This is a genomic window from Kitasatospora sp. NPDC053057, assembly GCF_044546945.1.
In the GTDB taxonomy this organism is placed as follows: domain Bacteria; phylum Actinomycetota; class Actinomycetes; order Streptomycetales; family Streptomycetaceae; genus Kitasatospora.
Genome location: NZ_JBITZP010000006.1, coordinates 20,783 through 38,362, shown reverse-complemented (window position 1 = coordinate 38,362; position 17,580 = coordinate 20,783). Strand labels below are relative to the sequence as shown.

General features: G+C 72.8%; 13 protein-coding genes and 1 pseudogene. All 14 read left to right on the top strand.

The genetic code is table 11. From position 1 onward, the window contains the following. The first annotated feature begins 24 nt into the window (after nt 1-24). The 14 genes and pseudogenes from mnmA (at nt 25) to ACIG5E_RS09025 (ending at nt 17,395) form a co-directional block, all read left to right on the top strand. Nucleotides 25-1,161 (top strand): tRNA 2-thiouridine(34) synthase MnmA, encoded by a 1,137-nt coding sequence (gene mnmA, locus ACIG5E_RS09090; protein WP_396532552.1) that lies wholly within the window; start codon nt 25-27, stop codon nt 1,159-1,161. 136 nt (nt 1,162-1,297) lie between these two features. Then, nucleotides 1,298-2,479 (top strand): alpha/beta hydrolase family protein, encoded by a 1,182-nt coding sequence (locus ACIG5E_RS09085; RefSeq protein WP_396532551.1) that lies wholly within the window; start codon nt 1,298-1,300, stop codon nt 2,477-2,479. A gap of 65 nt (nt 2,480-2,544) precedes the next feature. Further along, a complete protein-coding gene (locus ACIG5E_RS09080; RefSeq protein WP_396532550.1) occupies nt 2,545-3,126 on the top strand; it encodes a TetR/AcrR family transcriptional regulator in 582 nt (193 codons plus the stop codon). 62 nt (nt 3,127-3,188) lie between these two features. Further along, complete coding sequence (locus ACIG5E_RS09075) at nt 3,189-3,713, top strand: TIGR00730 family Rossman fold protein (protein WP_396532549.1); 525 nt, start codon at nt 3,189-3,191, stop codon at nt 3,711-3,713. A 13-nt stretch (nt 3,714-3,726) separates the two neighbouring features. Next, a complete protein-coding gene (locus tag ACIG5E_RS09070; protein ID WP_396532548.1) occupies nt 3,727-4,416 on the top strand; it encodes an SDR family oxidoreductase in 690 nt (229 codons plus the stop codon). A gap of 102 nt (nt 4,417-4,518) precedes the next feature. Continuing rightward, the gene (locus tag ACIG5E_RS09065) at nt 4,519-5,529 is read left to right on the top strand and encodes a methionine synthase (protein WP_396532547.1); all 1,011 of its coding nucleotides are present in this window, start codon (nt 4,519-4,521) and stop codon (nt 5,527-5,529) included. Nucleotides 5,530-5,548: 19 nt separating this feature from the next. Then, the gene (gene ligA, locus ACIG5E_RS09060; RefSeq protein ID WP_396532546.1) at nt 5,549-7,837 is read left to right on the top strand and encodes an NAD-dependent DNA ligase LigA; all 2,289 of its coding nucleotides are present in this window, start codon (nt 5,549-5,551) and stop codon (nt 7,835-7,837) included. A 385-nt stretch (nt 7,838-8,222) separates the two neighbouring features. Continuing rightward, nucleotides 8,223-9,728 (top strand): annotated as a pseudogene (locus ACIG5E_RS09055) (putative bifunctional diguanylate cyclase/phosphodiesterase); the annotation flags it as partial. Between the two features lie 409 nt (nt 9,729-10,137). Further along, nucleotides 10,138-10,434, top strand: coding sequence for an Asp-tRNA(Asn)/Glu-tRNA(Gln) amidotransferase subunit GatC (gatC, locus tag ACIG5E_RS09050; protein ID WP_030057414.1), 297 nt, complete (start codon nt 10,138-10,140; stop codon nt 10,432-10,434). Nucleotides 10,435-10,448: 14 nt separating this feature from the next. Further along, nucleotides 10,449-11,942, top strand: coding sequence for an Asp-tRNA(Asn)/Glu-tRNA(Gln) amidotransferase subunit GatA (gene gatA / locus ACIG5E_RS09045; RefSeq protein WP_396532734.1), 1,494 nt, complete (start codon nt 10,449-10,451; stop codon nt 11,940-11,942). Continuing rightward, nucleotides 11,939-12,178 (top strand): hypothetical protein, encoded by a 240-nt coding sequence (locus ACIG5E_RS09040; protein WP_396532545.1) that lies wholly within the window; start codon nt 11,939-11,941, stop codon nt 12,176-12,178. The genes gatA and ACIG5E_RS09040 overlap by 4 nt, the downstream gene beginning before the upstream one ends. Nucleotides 12,179-12,262: 84 nt before the next feature. Beyond that, nucleotides 12,263-13,774 carry an Asp-tRNA(Asn)/Glu-tRNA(Gln) amidotransferase subunit GatB gene (gene gatB / locus ACIG5E_RS09035; protein WP_396532544.1) on the top strand — a complete coding sequence of 504 codons (1,512 nt, stop codon included), beginning with the start codon at nt 12,263-12,265 and terminating at the stop codon, nt 13,772-13,774. 280 nt (nt 13,775-14,054) lie between these two features. Further along, nucleotides 14,055-14,213, top strand: coding sequence for a hypothetical protein (locus ACIG5E_RS09030; protein ID WP_396532542.1), 159 nt, complete (start codon nt 14,055-14,057; stop codon nt 14,211-14,213). 134 nt (nt 14,214-14,347) lie between these two features. Next, nucleotides 14,348-17,395, top strand: a complete 3,048-nt coding sequence (locus ACIG5E_RS09025; RefSeq protein WP_396532540.1) for a helix-turn-helix transcriptional regulator — start codon at nt 14,348-14,350, stop codon at nt 17,393-17,395. The last annotated feature ends 185 nt before the right edge of the window (nt 17,396-17,580 follow it).

The window sequence follows — 17,580 nt, the reverse complement described above, 5'->3', positions numbered from 1 at the left end:
CGGCCCCGTACGCTTGTACTCACCATGACTGACTTCCCGGGTGCCCCGACCACTCCGTCCACCGGCCGCCTGCGCGTGCTCGCGGCGATGTCCGGCGGAGTCGACTCCGCCGTCGCCGCCGCCCGCGCCGTCGAAGCCGGGCACGAGGTGACCGGCGTCCACCTGGCGCTCTCCGCGAACCCGCAGTCCTTCCGCACCGGCGCGCGCGGCTGCTGCACCATCGAGGACTCCCGGGACGCCTGGCGGGCCGCCGACGTGATCGGCATCCCCTTCTACGTCTGGGACCTAGCCGAGCGCTTCCGCGAGGACGTGATCGACGACTTCGTCGCCGAGTACGCGGCCGGGCGGACCCCGAACCCCTGCCTGCGCTGCAACGAGAAGATCAAGTTCGCCGCGCTGCTGGACAAGGCGATCGCACTCGGCTTCGACGCCGTCTGCACCGGCCACTACGCCCGGATCGTCGACCTGCCCTCCGGCGAGCGCGAGCTGCACCGCGCGGTGGACGGCGCCAAGGACCAGTCCTACGTCCTCGGCGTGCTCGACGCCGACCAGCTCGCCCACTCCCTCTTCCCGCTCGGTGACACCACCAAGGAGGAGATCCGGGCCGAGGCCGAGCGCCGCGGCCTGGCCGTCGCCAAGAAGCCCGACAGCCACGACATCTGCTTCATCGCCGACGGCGACACCCAGGGCTTCCTGGCCCGGCACCTCGGCACCGCCACCGGCGACATCCTCGACGTCGACGGCACCAAGCTCGGCGAGCACGACGGCGCCTACGGCTTCACCATCGGCCAGCGCAAGGGCCTGCGGATCGGCCGCCCGGCCGCCGACGGCAAGCCGCGCTACGTCCTCGACATCTCCCCGGTGAACAACACCGTCACCGTCGGCCCCGTCGAGGGCCTCGACGTCACCGCCCTGACCGCCATCCGCCCCCGCTGGTGCGGCACCGAGCCCCTCACGGAGGGCCGCTACACCGCCCAGCTCCGCGCCCACGGCGAGGAGGTGCCGGTGTCCGCCTCGATGGTCGACGACACCCTCCACGTCCGCCTCGACGCCCCGGCCCGCGGCATCGCCCCCGGCCAGGCCGTCGTCCTCTACGACGGCACCCGCGTCATCGGCTCCGCCACCATCGCCACCACCGAACGCCCGGCCGTCCACGTCTGAGCGGGCCCTGATCCGGTCCGCGGCAGGGGTGTCATCCGGATGGATGATGGTGCTGAATCGCGGGGATGACCACGGGCGGAGAAGGCATTCATCGGGCTGATTCGAGGGCGCGGGCGGCGAATCTAACGTCGGGGGCATGAACCGATCCCGCCGTATCGCGGCCGTCGCCGCCCTTGTCCTCGCTCTGCCGCTTCCGATCGCCGGGGCCGCGATGGCCTCGCCGTCGCCGTCCGCAACCGCGCCTGCGGCCACGGCCGTTGCGCCTGCCGTCTTCCACGGGGAGCTGCCCCGGCCGACCGGGCAGTACGCGGCCGGGGAGGAGGTGCTGCACCTGACCGATCAGGCCCGCACCGATCCCTGGGTGCCCTCGGCCGGGCCCCGGCAGCTGGCGGTGTCGATGTTCTACCCGGCCCGGCCGGGCACCGGTGAGCCCGCTCCGTACATGAGCCCCGGCGAGGCGCAGGGCTTCGTGGCGACGCGGGTCCCGGCCGGTACCGGGCTCCAGCCGCAGGACGTCGTGGACACCAGGACGTACGCCTACACCGGTGCGAAGGCCGCGGGCGGGAAGTTCCCGCTGGTGGTGCTCTCCCCTGGCTTCGAGAACCCCCGCGCCACGCTGACCGGCCTGGCGACCGACCTGGCCAGCCACGGCTACGTGGTGGCCCTGGTCGGCCACACCTACGAGGACTCCGGTGAGACCCTCGCCGACGGCAGCACCCCGGGGTGCGCGCTGTGCGACACCGGCGCACCGGACTCGCTGCCCGACAGCCGGGCGAAGGACGTGTCGTTCGTGCTGGACCGGCTGACCGGGCAGCACCCGGCCTGGCGCCTGGCGCACCTGATCGACCGTGACCGGATCGGCATGGCCGGGCACTCGATCGGCGGCGCCTCGACGCTGAACGCGATGGCCGAGGACCGGCGGATCCTGGCCGGGGTGAACATGGACGGCGGGTTCTGGCCGCCGGTCCCGACCGACGACCTCGCCGGGCGCTCGTTCCTGCTGCTCGGAAAGGAGAGCGACCACGCCGTCGGCGGCGGCGAGACCTCCTGGGGGAAGGCCTGGGCGGGCTGGAAGGGGTACAAGCCCTGGCTGGCCGTCGCGGGCACCAACCACTCCAGCTTCACGGACGTCCCGGTCCTGGCCGCCGAGCTCGGCCTCCCGCTCCCGCCGGGGACGACCACCTCGCCGGATCGCGGCATGCAGCTGACCCGGGAGTACGTCGGGGCCTTCTTCGACCGGACCCTGAAGGGCACCGACCAGCCCCTGCTGGACGGCCCGTCGGCGGCGAACCCGGAGGTGCTCTTCCAGCACCCGTGAGCCGGAAGGCGCCGGGGCGGCAAGATGGCAGGGTGACGAACGCGGCAGGTGGAAGGAACGGCGTGATGGACGACGGCGCCCGGGGTGCGGCCCCGGCCCAGCGGAAGGACGCCCGGCGCAACAAGGAGGCCCTGCTCGACGCGGCCGCCGCGGTGTTCGTCGCCTCGGGCGTGGAAGCGCCGGTACGCGACATCGCGGCCCGGGCCGGCGTCGGGCTGGGCACCATCTACCGGCACTTCCCGACCCGGGCGGACCTGGTCATCGCCGTCTACCGGCACCAGATCGACGCCTGTGCCGAGGCCGGCCCGGCCCTGCTGGCGGCCGGGCCGACCCCGCACGCCGCACTGGCCCGGTGGATCGACCTCTTCGTCGACTTCCTGGTCACCAAGCACGGACTGGCCGGTGCGCTGCGGGCCGACGACCCCGCCTTCGACGGCCTGCACGCCCACTTCCTCGACCGGCTGCTGCCGGTCTGCGCCGAACTGCTGGAAGCCGCGGCCGCCGCCGGGGAGATCCGCCCCGGCCTCGACGCCTACGAGCTGATGCGCGGCGTCGGCAACCTCTGCATCGGCGCGGACAGCGACCCCCGCTACGACGCCCGCCGGCTGGCCGGGCTCCTCGTCGCGGGGCTCCGCCGGCCGCGCTGACCGGCGGCGGGGCGTAATGCCGGTGAGCGGGGGCGGGTGGGCGTGATAGACCAGACGGCACTATGAATATCTGCGTCTTCTGCTCCGCGTACTCGCTCGACGACCGTTACACCGCCCCCGCCGCCGAGTTCGCCCGGCTCCTCGGGGAGGGCGGGCACACCCTGGTGTGGGGAGGCTCGAACGCCGGACTGATGGGGCTGCTCGCCGACGAGGTGAAGGCCGCGGGCGGGCGGCTCGTCGGGGTGCTGGTCGAGATGCTGAAGCACAAGGGGTACGTCGGTGCCGACGAGCTGGTGATGACCCGCGACCTCGCCGAGCGGAAGGCGGAGCTGGCGGCCCGCGCGGACGCCATCGTCGTCCTGGTCGGCGGGCTCGGGACCCTGGACGAGGTCACCGAGGTGCTGGAGCTCAAGAAGCACGGGATGTTCGAGAAGCCGGTCGTCGTCCTGGACACCGAGGGTTTCTACTCGGGGCTGCGCACCCAGCTGGAGCGGATGGACGCCGAGGGCTTCCTGCCGCGGTCGCTCACCGAACTGATCAGCTTCGCCGACACGCCCGCCGAGGTGTTTGCGCAGCTCAAGGCCTGAGAGGATCGGAGCCATGGCTGCACATCTGATCACCGGCGCCGGTTCCGGCATCGGCGCCGTCCTGACCGAGAAGCTCGCCGAGCGCGGGGACGAGCTCTGGCTGCTCGCCCGTGACGCCCGCCGGGCCGCCGAGCTGCGCGACCGCTTCCCGGGCGCCCGCACCGTGGTCGGTGACCTCGGCGACCCGGGCAAGCTGTCCTGGGCGTTCGGGCACCAGGCGCTGCCCGTCACCCTCGACTCGCTGCTGCACGTCGCGGGCACGGTCGAGCTCGGGCCGGTGGGCGAACTGCCGGTGAAAGCCTGGCAGGAGACGCTGAACGTCAACCTGCTCGCCCCCGCCGAGCTGACCCGACTGCTGCTGCCCTCGCTGCGGCAGGCCAAGGGCCACGTGGTGTTCGTCAACTCCGGCGCCGGCCTCACCGCCCACGCCGACTGGTCGGCGTACGCGGCCAGCAAGCACGGCCTGAAGGCGCTCGCCGACGCGCTGCGCCAGGAGGAGCACGCCAACGGCGTCCGGGTCACCTCGGTCTACCCCGGCCGCACCGCCACCGCGATGCAGGCCAAGGTGCACCAGCAGGAGGGCAAGGAGTACGACGCCGACCGCTGGATCGAGCCGGAGTCCGTCGCGAAGGCCGTCCTCGCCGCCCTGGACGCCTCCCGGGACGCCGAGATCACCGACCTCACCGTCCGCCCGGGGCGCTGAACGGGGCTTTGAGTCGCTGAACAGGGCGCCGAACGGGGCTCTGAAAGCCGCCGAACGGGGCTCTGAAAAGCGCAGGCGGCGCCGCGCACTAGGCTCGGACGGGTGAGCACCGGACACCCCTTCCCCGACCTGCGCGGCGCCGCCACCGGCGTCGGCTCGCTGCCCGGCACCGACGCCCGGGAGGCCGCCAAGACCTCCACCGGCGCGCTGGAGCAGCTGCCGTTCCTGCCCGAGCTGCCCGCGCGCGGCCCGGGCGCCGACATGATCGGCCGCAGCGCAGGCCTGCTGGTCGAGCTGTTCGCGCAGACCGAGCCCAGCGGCTGGCGGTTCGCCGACCGCCCCGGCCGGGACACCCGCCGCGCCCACTCCTGGCTCGGCGAGGATCTGGACGCCCTGGAGGAGTTCACCCAGGGCCACCAGGGCGCGCTGAAGGTCCAGGCCGTCGGCCCGTGGACGCTGGCGGCGAACATCGAGCTCAAGCACGGCGAGAAGGCGCTCGCCGACCCCGGCGCCTGCCGGGACATCGCCGGCTCGCTCACCGAGGGCCTGCGCCGCCACCTCGCGGAGGTCCGCAAGCGGGTGCCGGGCGCGGAGGTGATCCTCCAGCTGGACGAGCCCTCGCTGCCCGCCGTCCTCGCGGGCGCGGTGAAGACCGCCAGCGGCTTCCAGCGGCTGCGCGCCGTGGACCGGCAGGTCGCCGAGGAGGTGCTGCGGGAGCTGATCCGCGGCCTGGACGCGCCCGTCGTCGTGCACTCCTGCGCCCCGGACGTCCCGGTCCCGCTGCTGCGCCGGGCCGGGGTCGCCGGGATCTCGCTGGACTTCTCCCTCCTCACCGAGCGCCAGGACGACGACCTCGGCGAGGCGGTGGAGGACGGCACGGTGTTCCTCGCTGGTGTCGTCCCCGCCACTGACCAGGCGGTGTCCGACCCGGCCGGTAGTGTCCAGGGGGTCAGGACCTTGTGGCGCAGGCTCGGGTTCGCTCCGGAGCTGCTGGGCCGCCGCGTGCTGGTGACGCCGACCTGCGGGCTCGCCGGGGCCTCCCCGGCGTACGCGCGCAGGGCGCTGTCGCTCGCGGCGCGGGCGGCGCAGAGCCTGGTGGACAACCCGGAATGAGAACGTAGGAGGGCTTGCGGTGACGGCTGTCGAGGGCTGGGAGGACGTTCCGGCGGAGGTGCGCCGACGGCACGCCGAGCTGGCGCAGGAGATCACCGACCACCGCGTCCGGTACTACGAGCAGGACGCGCCGGTCGTCAGCGACGCCGAGTTCGACGCCCTGATGCGCGAGCTGGAGGCGATCGAGGCCGAGCACCCGGCCCTGGTGACGCCGGACTCGCCCACCCAGCGGGTCGGCGGCGCCCCGACCACGCTGTTCGCCGCGGTCGAGCACCGCGAGCGCCTGCTCAGCCTCGACAACGCGATGGACGACGAGGAGTTGGGCGCCTGGGCGGACCGGGTCGCCACCGAGCTGCACGGCATCGACTACCACTACCTGTGCGAGCTCAAGGTGGACGGCCTGGCCGTCAACCTCACCTACGAGAAGGGCCAGTTGGTGCAGGCGGCGACCCGCGGCGACGGCCGGGTCGGCGAGGACATCACCGCCAACATCCGCACCATCAAGGAGATCCCGCACCGGCTCAAGGGCGACCGCGTCCCCGAGCTGGTGGAGATCCGCGGTGAGGTCTACTTCCCGACCGAGGAGTTCCTCGCGCTCAACGCCTCCTTCTCGGAGGAGAACGAGCGCCGCCGGCAGGAGAACGAGGAGCGCGCCAAGGAGGGCAAGCGGCCCCGGGCGATGATCCGGCTGTTCATGAACCCCCGCAACGCCGCCGCCGGTTCGCTGCGCCAGAAGGACCCGCACGTCACCGCCTCCCGCCCGCTGCACATGGTGGTGCACGGCATCGGGGCCCGGGCCGGCTTCGACATCGACAACCAGTCGCAGGCCTACCAGCTGCTGCACGACTGGGGCCTGCCCACCGCCCGGCACAACAAGGTGGTCGGCACGCTGGCCGAAGTGCGGTCCTTCATCAAGCACTTCGGCGAGCAGCGGCACTCGGTCGAGCACGAGATCGACGGCGTCGTGGTCAAGGTCGACGAGATCGCCCTGCAGGGCCGGCTCGGCGCCACCTCCAAGTCCCCGCGCTGGGCGATCGCCTGGAAGTACCCGCCGGAGGAGGTCACCGGCAAGCTCGCCGAGATCAAGGTCGGCATCGGCCGCACCGGCCGGGCCACCCCGTACGCGGTGCTGGCCGAGCCGGTGAAGGTGGCCGGCTCGATGGTGCAGTACGCGACGCTGCACAACCAGGAGATCGTCAAGGCCAAGGACGTGCTGCTGGGCGACACCGTGGTGCTGCGCAAGGCCGGTGACGTCATCCCGGAGATCCTCGGCCCGGTCTACGACCTGCGGGACGGCACCGAGCAGGCCTTCGTGATGCCCTCGCACTGCCCGGAGTGCGACACCGAGCTGCGCCCGATGTCCGAGGGGGACATCGATCTGCGCTGCCCCAACGCGCAGCACTGCCCGGCCCAGATCCGGGAGCGGATCGCCTTCCTCGGCGGGCGCTCCTGCCTGGACGTCGAGGGGCTCGGTTACGTCGCGGCCACCGCGCTGACCCAGCCGCTGGAGCCGGCCGAGGCGCCGGTGCGCAACGAGGGCGACGTCTTCGGGCTGACCGAGGAGCAGCTGCTGCCGATCAAGGTGCTGGTGCGCGACCAGAAGACCGGCATGCCCAAGCTGGACGACCGGACCGGCAAGGAGAAGGAGGTGTTCTTCTTCGCGACCACCAAGGGCGAGCCGAAGAAGTCGCTCCGGACGCTGCTGGACAACCTGGAGGGGGCGAAGGAGCGTCCGCTCTGGCGCTTCCTCAACGGCCTGTCGATCCGGCACGTCGGCCCGGTCGCGGCCCAGGAGCTGGCCCGGGAGTTCCGTGACCTGGACCGGGTCTTCTCGGCCACCGAGGAGGAGCTGGCCGCGGTCGAGGGCGTCGGTCCGACCATCGCCCGCTCGATCAAGGAGTGGTTCGAGGAGGAGTGGCACCGGGACATCCTGGAGAAGTGGCGCGCCGCGGGCGTCCGCTTCACCGAGGAGTTCGCGGACGAGGAGGCGGCCGAGCGCCCGCTGGAGGGCCTGACGGTGGTCGTGACGGGGACGCTGTCCGGCCACACCCGGGACGGTGCCAAGGAGGCGCTGACCTCGCGCGGAGCGAAGGTGACCGGTTCGGTTTCGAAGAAGACCGATTTTGTGGTCGCTGGTGACAACCCAGGGTCCAAGTACGACAAGGCAGTTCAGCTCAAACTGCCGGTCCTGGACGACGCGGGCTTCGCCGTGCTGCTGGCCGACGGGCCGTCGGCCGCCCGCGCCCACCTGGGACTTCCGGAGCCCGAGGAGGCCGCCGGGCCCGCCGACACCCCCGCCGAGGGCTGATCCGGAGCGGACCCGAGCGGCCGGTGACCGGATCCGTGTTGTTATCGTCCTGATGCAACGTCACCGGATGCCGTTCAGTGAAAGCGGGCATTGTGTCACTGTGCGGCACCCAGGCGCGGTGGCGCGTTTCCGGTTGTCCGAAAGTCTGCCCACCGGGTGGACCCCGGCATACCCTGGAGCGCAACAGAGTGTCAGCAGGGGTGGGGGCACCGGCTGAGCCGGTGCTCCTCGGGGTCGCTCCATGCCCGGCAGCTGTCGGTACCGGCACGGTGCCTCACCGAAAGGCGGCCTGACGGGGCGGGCCCGACGGAGGACAGGGCTTATGGATCGTACGACCGGCGGCGCGCCCACACGCCCGCCGCAGGGGGTGGCAGGTGCGGTCCTGCTGCTCGGCGTGCTGCTGGCCGGAGCCGCGCCGCTCATCCCGCTGGCCGTCCTGGTCTACCGGTACGAACCCGAACTGCTGCCGCTGTTCGCGGTGCCGCTGGCCGTGCTGGTGGCGGCCTGGCGGATCGCCCGGGACCGCGCCCGCGACCAGCTGACCGACCCGCTGACGGACCTGCCCAACCGTCAGGCCTTACTGATGGCCGCCCAGGAGGCCATCGTCGAACGCGAGGAGGGCTACAGCGTCGGTCTCATCCTGCTTGACCTCGACCGCTTCCGATCACTCAACGACACACTCGGTCATACGGCGGGTGACCGGCTGCTGGTTCACATCGCCCGCCGACTCCACCGGGCGCTGCGCTCCGGCGGTCCGGCCGGCAGCGCCACCCGGGAGTCCATCGACGACGTCTTCGCCGGCCTGCCCCGGCACTACCGGCGCGGCCGTCCGATGGTGGCCCGGATGGGCGGCGACGAGTTCGCCGTCCTGATGCCCGGCATCAACTGCCCCGACAGCCTGGAGCGGGTGGCCAAGGCGCTGATCGCCGAACTCGCCGCGCCGATCCGCCTGGACGGGCTGCTGCTCGTGCTGGAGGCCAGCGCCGGCGTCTGCGTCTACCCGCAGGGTGCCCAGGACGCCGAGTCGCTGCTGCGCCGCGCCGACGTGGCGATGGGCCACGCCCAGCGCGAGTGCAGCGGGGTGGCCCAGTACGACGAGACCCAGGACGCCGACACCCCGTACCGGATCGGCCTGCTCGGGGACCTGCGCCGGGCCCTGGAGACCGGCGAGGTGCAGCTGCACTACCAGCCGAAGGTGGCCTTCGACGGCCGGGTGGTCGGCCTGGAGGCGCTGCTGCGCTGGGAGCGGCCCGGGCAGGGGAAGGTCTCGCCGGACGAGTTCGTCGGGCTCGCCGAGTCCAGCGGCCTGATGCCCCGGCTCACCGACTACGTGCTGGAGGCGGCCGTCGGCCAGCTGGCCTACTGGCGCGACCAGGGCCTGCAGGTGCAGGTCGCGGTCAACGTCTCGCCGCGCGACGTGCTCAACCCCGGCTTCGCCCAGCGCGTCGCCGGGCACCTGGTCCGCCACCAGGTGCCGGCCCACGCACTCCAGCTGGAGATCACCGAGCGGCTGCTGCTGGACGACTCCCGGCGCGCCGCCGACACCCTGGCCGAGCTGCGCGGCTACGGCGTCGGGATGTCCCTGGACGACTTCGGCACCGGCCACTCCTCGCTGGTGCGGCTGCGCAGCCTGCCGGTCGGCGAGCTGAAGATCGACCGCTCCTTCGTCTCCCGGATGGTCGTCGACGACCACGACGCGGCGGTGGTCCGCTGCTCGGTGGAGCTGGCCCACTCGCTCGGCCTGACCGTGGTCGCCGAGGGCGTCGAGGACGACGAGACCTGGGAGCGGCTGCACTGCATGGGTGTGGACGCAGTCCAGGGCTGGCTGGTGTCGGCCGCACTGCCCGCCGAGCAGGCCACCGCCTGGCTGCGGGTGCACCGCACCACCGGTGCCCCGACGGTGGAGCGCCTCGGCGCCCCGCCGCAGCTCCCGTCGTTCGTCAAGCCGGTCGGCCAGCCCGCCGCGATCAAGCCGGCGGTCCAGCCCGCCGCGCGGCCCCCGGTGCTGCCGCCGTCCCTCCCGCCGGTGCTGCCGCCGGCCGTCCAGGCCGTGCAGCGCAGCCAGGCGCTCCCGGCCGCGCAACTGGGCATCACGGCGCCCGGCACCCAGGGTTGGGCCCGTACCAGGCCCCAGTGACGCGGCTGCGCGGTTACTCGTTGGCCGGTGGCCGGGCCGGGCCCCATAGGATGGGGTCCAAAGACCACGAGGACGGAGCGCCGAACCCGGCTGCTCCTGCCCGGGCCCGGCACCGCCCCAGGCGTCGCCGGGTCTCACCAGAACTCACCCTGAGGATCGCTGCATGCCTGGCATCACGCGCGAGGAGGTCGCCCACCTCGCCCGGCTGTCGCGTCTTGAGCTGAAGCCCGAAGAGCTGGACCACTTCGCCGAGCAGCTCGACGTGATCATCGGCGCGGTCGCCCGCGTTTCCGAGGTCGCCGGACAGGACGTCCCGCCGACCTCCCACCCGCTGCCGCTGACCAACGTCATGCGCGCGGACGAGGTGCGGCCGTCGCTCACCCCGGAGCAGGCGCTGTCCGGCGCCCCCGCCGCCGAGGAGCAGCGTTTCCGCGTGCCGCAGATCCTCGGGGAGGACTGACCGAGATGACCGAGATGACCGAGCTGATCCGCTACACCGCCGCCGAGACCGCCGGCGCCATCGCCAAGGGCGAGGTGTCCGCCGTCGAGGTCGCCCAGGCGCACCTGGACCGCATCGAGGCCGTCGACAAGAAGGTCAACGCCTTCCTGCACGTCGACACCGAGGGCGCGCTGGCCGCCGCCAAGGCCGTCGACGAGAAGCGCGCCAAGGGCGAGGAGCTGGGCCCGCTGGCCGGCGTCCCGCTCGCGCTCAAGGACGTCTTCACCACCAAGGGCATCCCGACCACCTGCGGGTCGAAGATGCTGGAGGGCTGGATCCCGCCCTACGACGCCACCCTGACCACCCGTCTCAAGGACGCCGGTGTGGTCATCCTCGGCAAGACCAACATGGACGAGTTCGCGATGGGCTCCTCCACCGAGAACTCCGCCTACGGCCCGACCGGCAACCCGTGGGACCTCACCCGCATCCCCGGCGGCTCCGGCGGCGGTTCGGCCGCCGCGCTGGCCGCCTTCGAGGCCCCGCTGGCGATCGGCACCGACACCGGCGGCTCGATCCGCCAGCCCGGCGCCGTCACCGGCACCGTCGGCGTCAAGCCGACCTACGGCTCGGTGTCCCGCTACGGCCTGGTCGCCTTCTCCAGCAGCCTGGACCAGGGTGGCCCGTGCGCCCGTACGGTGCTGGACGCGGCGCTGCTGCACGAGGCCATCGCCGGACACGACCCGCTGGACTCCACCTCGATCGACGCGCCCGTCCCGGCCGTGGTCGAGGCCGCGAAGATGCGCGACATCCGCGGCATGCGGATCGGCGTCGTCAAGGAGTTCGCCGGCGAGGGCTACCAGACCGGCGTGATGCAGCGCTTCAACGAGTCGGTGGAGCTGCTGCGCGAGCTGGGCGCCGAGGTCGTCGAGGTGTCCTGCCCGTCCTTCACCCTGGCGCTGCCGGCGTACTACCTGATCGCCCCGTCGGAGTGCTCCTCCAACCTGGCCCGTTTCGACGCCATGCGCTACGGCCTGCGGGTCGGCGACGACGGCTCGCGCTCGGCCGAGGAGGTCACCGCGCTGACCCGCGAGGCCGGCTTCGGCGACGAGGTCAAGCGCCGCATCATCCTGGGCACCTACGCCCTCTCCTCGGGCTACTACGACGCCTACTACGGCTCGGCCCAGAAGGTGCGCACGCTGATCTCGCGCGACTTCGACGCAGCCTTCGCCGGTGTGGACGTCCTGGTCTCGCCGACCACGCCGACCACCGCCTTCCCGATCGGCGAGCGCGCCGACGACCCGATGGCGATGTACCTGGCCGACCTGTGCACGATTCCGTCCAACCTGGCGGGCAACGCGGCCATGTCGCTGCCGGTCGGCCTGGCCCCGGAGGACAATCTCCCGGTCGGCCTGCAGATCATCGCTCCCGCGATGGCGGACGACCGCCTGTACCGAGTGGGCGGCGCCGTCGAGGCCGCACTCAACGACAAGTGGGGGCACACCCTGCTGGAGGAGGTACCGGCACTGTGAGCACGATCGAGAAGGCCAAGGGCTTCAAGCACTCGAAGCCCGGTCTCTGGCTGTCCATCGGCACCAGCGCGTTCGGTGCGATCTCCGTGGTCAAGGACGTCCGCAAGGCCCGCGAGGAGAACGACACCCTCAAGCTGGTCAACGCCCTGGTCGGCGCGGCCGCGCTGATCACCGGCACCGCCCTGCTGGTGCGCGAGCTGCGCCAGCTGGGCTCCGACGACGTGCTGCTGGGCTGAGCCGAGCTGAGCGCCCGGCCCGGCCCCGCGCACGGCGGCGGCCGGGCCCGTACCTCCCGAGTCTTTAAGTTGAGAAGGGACGCTGTGAGCGTCATGAACCTGGTCTCCTACGAGGACGCTCTCGCGTCGTACGACCCGGTGATGGGCCTTGAGGTCCACGTCGAGCTCGGTACCAAGACCAAGATGTTCTGCGGTTGCTCGACCGAGCTGGGCGCCGAGCCGAACAGCCAGACCTGCCCGACCTGCCTGGGCCTGCCGGGCTCGCTCCCGGTGGTCAACGCGGTGGGCGTGGAGTCGGCGGTCAAGATCGGCCTGGCGCTGAACTGCGAGATCGCCGAGTGGTGCCGGTTCGCGCGGAAGAACTACTTCTACCCGGACATGCCCAAGAACTTCCAGACCTCGCAGTACGACGAGCCGATCGCCTTCAACGGCTACCTCGACGTGCAGCTGGAGGACGGCTCGACCTTCCGCGTGGAGATCGAGCGCGCCCACATGGAGGAGGACACCGGCAAGTCCAGCCACGTCGGCGGCGCCACCGGTCGCATCCACGGGGCCACCCACTCGCTGCTCGACTACAACCGGGCCGGCATCCCGCTGATCGAGATCGTCACCAAGCCGATCACCGGCGCGGGCGAGCGCGCCCCCGAGGTCGCCAAGGCGTACGTCGCCGAGCTGCGCGAGCTGATCAAGTCGCTGGGCGTCTCCGAGGCCCGGATGGACAAGGGCCAGATGCGCTGCGACGTCAACCTGTCGCTGCGCCCGAACGGCACCGAGACCTTCGGCACCCGCTCGGAGACCAAGAACGTCAACTCGCTGCGCAGCGTGGAGCGGGCCGCCCGGTTCGAGATCCAGCGCCACGCCACCGTGCTGACCGACGGCGGCACCATCGTCCAGGAGACGCGCCACTTCCACGAGGAGGACGGCAGCACCACCTCGGGCCGGATCAAGGACAACGCCGAGGACTACCGCTACTTCCCCGAGCCGGACCTCGTGCCGGTGGCCCCCTCGCGCGAGTGGGTCGAGGAGCTGCGCGCCGCGCTGCCGGAGCTGCCGCGGGTGCGTCGCGCCCGGCTGCAGGCCGAGTGGGGCCTGTCCGACAAGGACATGCAGTCCGTGCTCAACGCCGGTGCGGTCGAGCCGATCCAGCAGACCATCGCGGCCGGTGCCCCGGCGGACCAGGCCCGCAAGTGGTGGATGGGCGAGCTGGCCCGCCGCGCCAACGAGACCGGCACCGAGCTGAGCGAGCAGCCGATCACCCCGGCGCAGGTCGCCCGGGTCACCGCGCTGGTCGCCGAGGGCAAGCTGAACGACAAGCTGGCCCGTCAGGTCATCGAGGCCGTGCTGGCCGGCGAGGGCGAGCCGGACGAGGTCGTCGAGAAGCGCGGCCTGGCCGTGGTCTCGGACGACTCCGCCCTGGGCGCGGCCGTCGACCAGGCCATCGCCGAGAACGAGGCCGTCGCCGCCAAGATCCGCGACGGCAAGATCGCGGCCGTGGGCGCGCTGGTCGGCGCGGTCATGAAGGCCACCCGCGGCCAGGCGGACGCGGCGCGCGTGAAGGATCTGATCCTGGAGCGGCTTGCCGCGGAAGGACAGTAGGCACAGTTTGGAGAAGCTGGGCGTCTCTGCCTGAGCCTCCTACGCCGTCAAGCCCGCCTTCCTAAGGCGCCTAAGGCATCTAAGGCCCTCTAAGTAAGGCCTAAGGCCCTGTCTCACCTATGTATCTAGGTGAGGCAGGGCCTTAAACCTTTTTTGGCGCCCTATCTAAGGCATCCGGCCTTCGGAAGATGGGGCACGCTCCCGATGTGGCACCCCCCACTGGGGGAGGAAGCTCTTACATGTCAGGGAAACGAAGGTGAAACCCAAAGGGGAATCCGAAGTGATCGAGTACCAGCTCATCCAGCAGCAGGCTCACGAGCTCGAGCTCCGCGCCGAGCACGAGCGTCTGGTCCGCGAGGCCAAGGAGGCCCGTCGCCTCGGCCGCCGTCCGGTGGCCGCCCGCTTCCAGCGGCGCCCCGTGCGTCAGCCGGAATGCTGACGGTCCGGCACCGCGACGGTGCCGAAGGAGTTCCGGAGGGGGAGGCGCCGCGGGAGAGCGCCTCCCCCTCCGGGCGTTCGCCTGGGGAGATAACCCCTCTCACCGGCGGCTCCGGCTATGGCATGCTCGCCTCCATGCAGCAGATATCGGTCAGTCCCGTCTTCGTCGGCCGCGGCAGCGAGATCACCGAACTGACCGATGCGCTGCGCCGCGCGGGCACCGGCAGCCCGCAGGCGGTGCTGATCGGCGGCGAGGCCGGCATCGGCAAGACCCGGCTGCTGGAGGAGTTCCTGCAGCGGGCCTGCGACGGGGGAGCGGTCACCACCCTCGGCAGCTGTCTGGAGGTCGGCGCCGAGGGTCTGCCGTACGCGCCGCTGGCCGCCGCGCTGCGCCGGCTGCACCGCTCGCTGGGCGCCGAGTTCGAGGCCGCGGCCGCCGGCAGCGAGGGCCATCTCGCCCGGCTGCTCTCCGAGTTCGGCGAGGCGGACGGCGAACCCAACGACGAGTACGGCCGGGCCCGGCTGTTCGAGCACACCGCGAGACTGTTCGAACGGTTCGGCGCGGACCGTACCCTCGTCCTCGCCGTCGAGGACCTGCACTGGTCCGACCGCTCCACCCGGGAACTGCTCGCCTTCCTGGTGCGCACCCTGCACCGCTCCCGGGTGCTGCTGGTCGCCACCTACCGCACCGACGACCTGCACCGCCGCCACCCGCTGCGCCCCTTCCTGGCCGAGCTCGAACGGCTGCGCACCGTCCAGCGGCTGGAGCTGGAGCGGTTCGGCCGCCGCGAGGTCGCGGCCCAGCTGGCCGGCATCCTCGGCACCGCCGCCCCCGACCGCCAGCTGGTGGACCGCATCCTGCGCCGCTCGGAGGGCAATCCGTTCTTCGTCGAGGAGCTGGCCACCGCCTTCGAGGACGGCTGCGGCGCCGGTCTGACCGACTCGCTGAGGGACATCCTGCTGGTCCGGGTCGAGGGGCTGGACGAGGAGGCCCAGCGGGTGGTGCGGATCGCCGCCGAGGGCGGCTCGCACGTCGAACACGCCCTGCTGGCCGCCGTCCTGGCCGACGACGAGGAGGCGCTGATCGAGGCGCTGCGGGCGGCCGTCGGCGCCAACATCCTGCGCCCGGACAGCGAGGGCGAGGGTTACCGCTTCCGGCACGCGCTGGTCCGCGAGGCGGTCTCGGACGACCTGCTGCCCGGCGAACGGCACCGGATCAACCGCAAGTTCGCGCTCGCCGTGGAGGCCCGGCCGCAGCTCGTCCCCGGCGACGCGCTTCCCGCCCGGCTGGCCAACTACTGGTACCACGCGCACGACCCGGCCCGCGCCCTGTCGACCGCCCTGGACGCCGCCCGCGCGGCCCGGCGCCGCAACGCCTTCGCCGAGCAACTCGGCATGCTGGAACGAGCCCTGGAGCTGTGGGACCAGGTCTCCGAGGACGTGCTGACGCACACCCTGCGCCCGTACGACTGGGCCGAGACCTACCCGCCCGGCTCCTGCGACCACAGCTCCGCCGGCGCGGACTGCGACCGGATCCAGCTGGTCGACGTGCTGGCCGAGGCGGTGGTCGCGGCCCGGCGCTGCGGCGACCGCGAGCGCGGCCTGAGCCTGGCCAAGCGCGGCCTCCGGCTGGTCGACGAGGCGGAGCACCCGGTGCGCTCGGCCTGGTTCCGGATCAACCGGGCCCGGATGCTGGGCAATCTGCGCCGCTCGGGGGACGACGAGGAGATCGCGCGCGCCCACCGGCTGGTGGAGGACCTGCCGCCGTCCGCCGTGCAGGCCGAGGTGTTCGCCCTGGCCGCCGGCGTGGGGGTGGTCAGATCGCCCACCCTCGAACACCTGGCGCTGGCCGAGCGGGCGATCCGGATCGCCGAGCAGGTCGGCGCGCACTCGGTCGAGGTGCACGCCCGGATGACCCTCGGCAGCCTGCGCTACGACCTCCTGGGCGACGCCGAGGGCGGGCTGGCCGAGCTGACCGCGGCGGTCGAGCGGGCCCGGCAGCTGGGCGTGCCGGACCTCCTGCTGCGCGGTATCAACAACCTGGCCAGCATGCAGCGCGGACTGGGCCGGGCCGAGGAGGCCGTCCGGCTGGCCCGGGAGGGCCTGGAGTACGCGGACGGCAACGGGCTGCAGCGCAACATCGGCAACATCCTGACCGGCAACCTGGTCGAGGCGCTGGCCGACCTCGGGCAGGTGCGGGAGGCCGAGGAACTGCTCGCCGCCAGCGAGCTGATCGGCCTGCCCGGCTCCCACGCCGAGTTCCTGGACCGGATGCGCGGCGACCTCGCCGTGCTGCGGGGGGACTTCGCCACCGCGGCGACCCTGCTGGCGCAGGCCCGGGCGGCGAACCGGGTCGGCCAGGCGCAGCACAGCGTGCCGATCAGCCGGCTGGGCGTGCGGCTCGCCGCGTACGGCGGGCGGCCGCTGGAGGCCCGGGCCGAACTGCTCGCCGCGCTCGCCGAGGAGGGGCGGCTCGGCTACGAGTCCGACGTCTACCCGCTGCTGGTGGAGGCCGCTGGGGTGGAGGCGGACAGCCTGGGGCTGCCGGAGGCCGAGGCGGGCCGGGCCGAGGCGCTGGCCGCGATCGCCGCGGCGGGCGCCGACCTGCGGCCCCAGTCTCCGCTGCACCACGGCTGGGCCCGGCTACTGGAGGCCGAACTGGCGCGCGCCGCGGCCGCGGACACACCGGAGCAGTGGGCGCGGGCGGTCGCCGAGCTGCGGCCGACCGGCCTGCCGTACCCGTTGGCCCTCGCGCTGCTGCGGGGCGCCGAGGCGGAGGTCCGGGCCGGCCGGCGCGAGGCCGCTACCGAACTGCTGCGCGAGGCGGCCGAACTGGCGGACGCCCGGGGAGACCGGCCGCTCGGGGCGCAGATCGCCGCCCTGGCCGAGCGGGCCGGGCTCACGCTGGCTCCGGCCGTGCGCCCCACCGTGGCGGCCGCCCCGGTGCAGGCGGTCGGGGACTCCTTCGGGCTCACCCCCCGTGAGCGGGACGTGCTCCGGTTGCTCGCGCGGGGGTGGACCAACCGGCAGATCGCCGAGGAGCTGTACATCTCTCCGAAGACCGCAAGCGTGCACGTGTCCAACATCCTCGGCAAGCTCGAGGTCGGCGGCCGCGGCGAGGCGGCCGCGCTGGCCCACCGGCTGCGGCTGTTCCCCGACGACCTGGCCCCCTCGGGCCGGTGAACCCGCAGGTCGCCGACCGTACCCGTACGGTCGGCGACCAGAGCCTGTCCGGTGGGCGGGCGCCGTCGCGTGCTCCCGTGCGCGCCGCGTGAGCCCCTGCCCGCGCGCCGCCGCCAACCGGGCCGATCGGTCGGAATCGGCTGCATTTCCCCGCTCTGTCGCCATTACTCTAAGTTGAGTGTGCG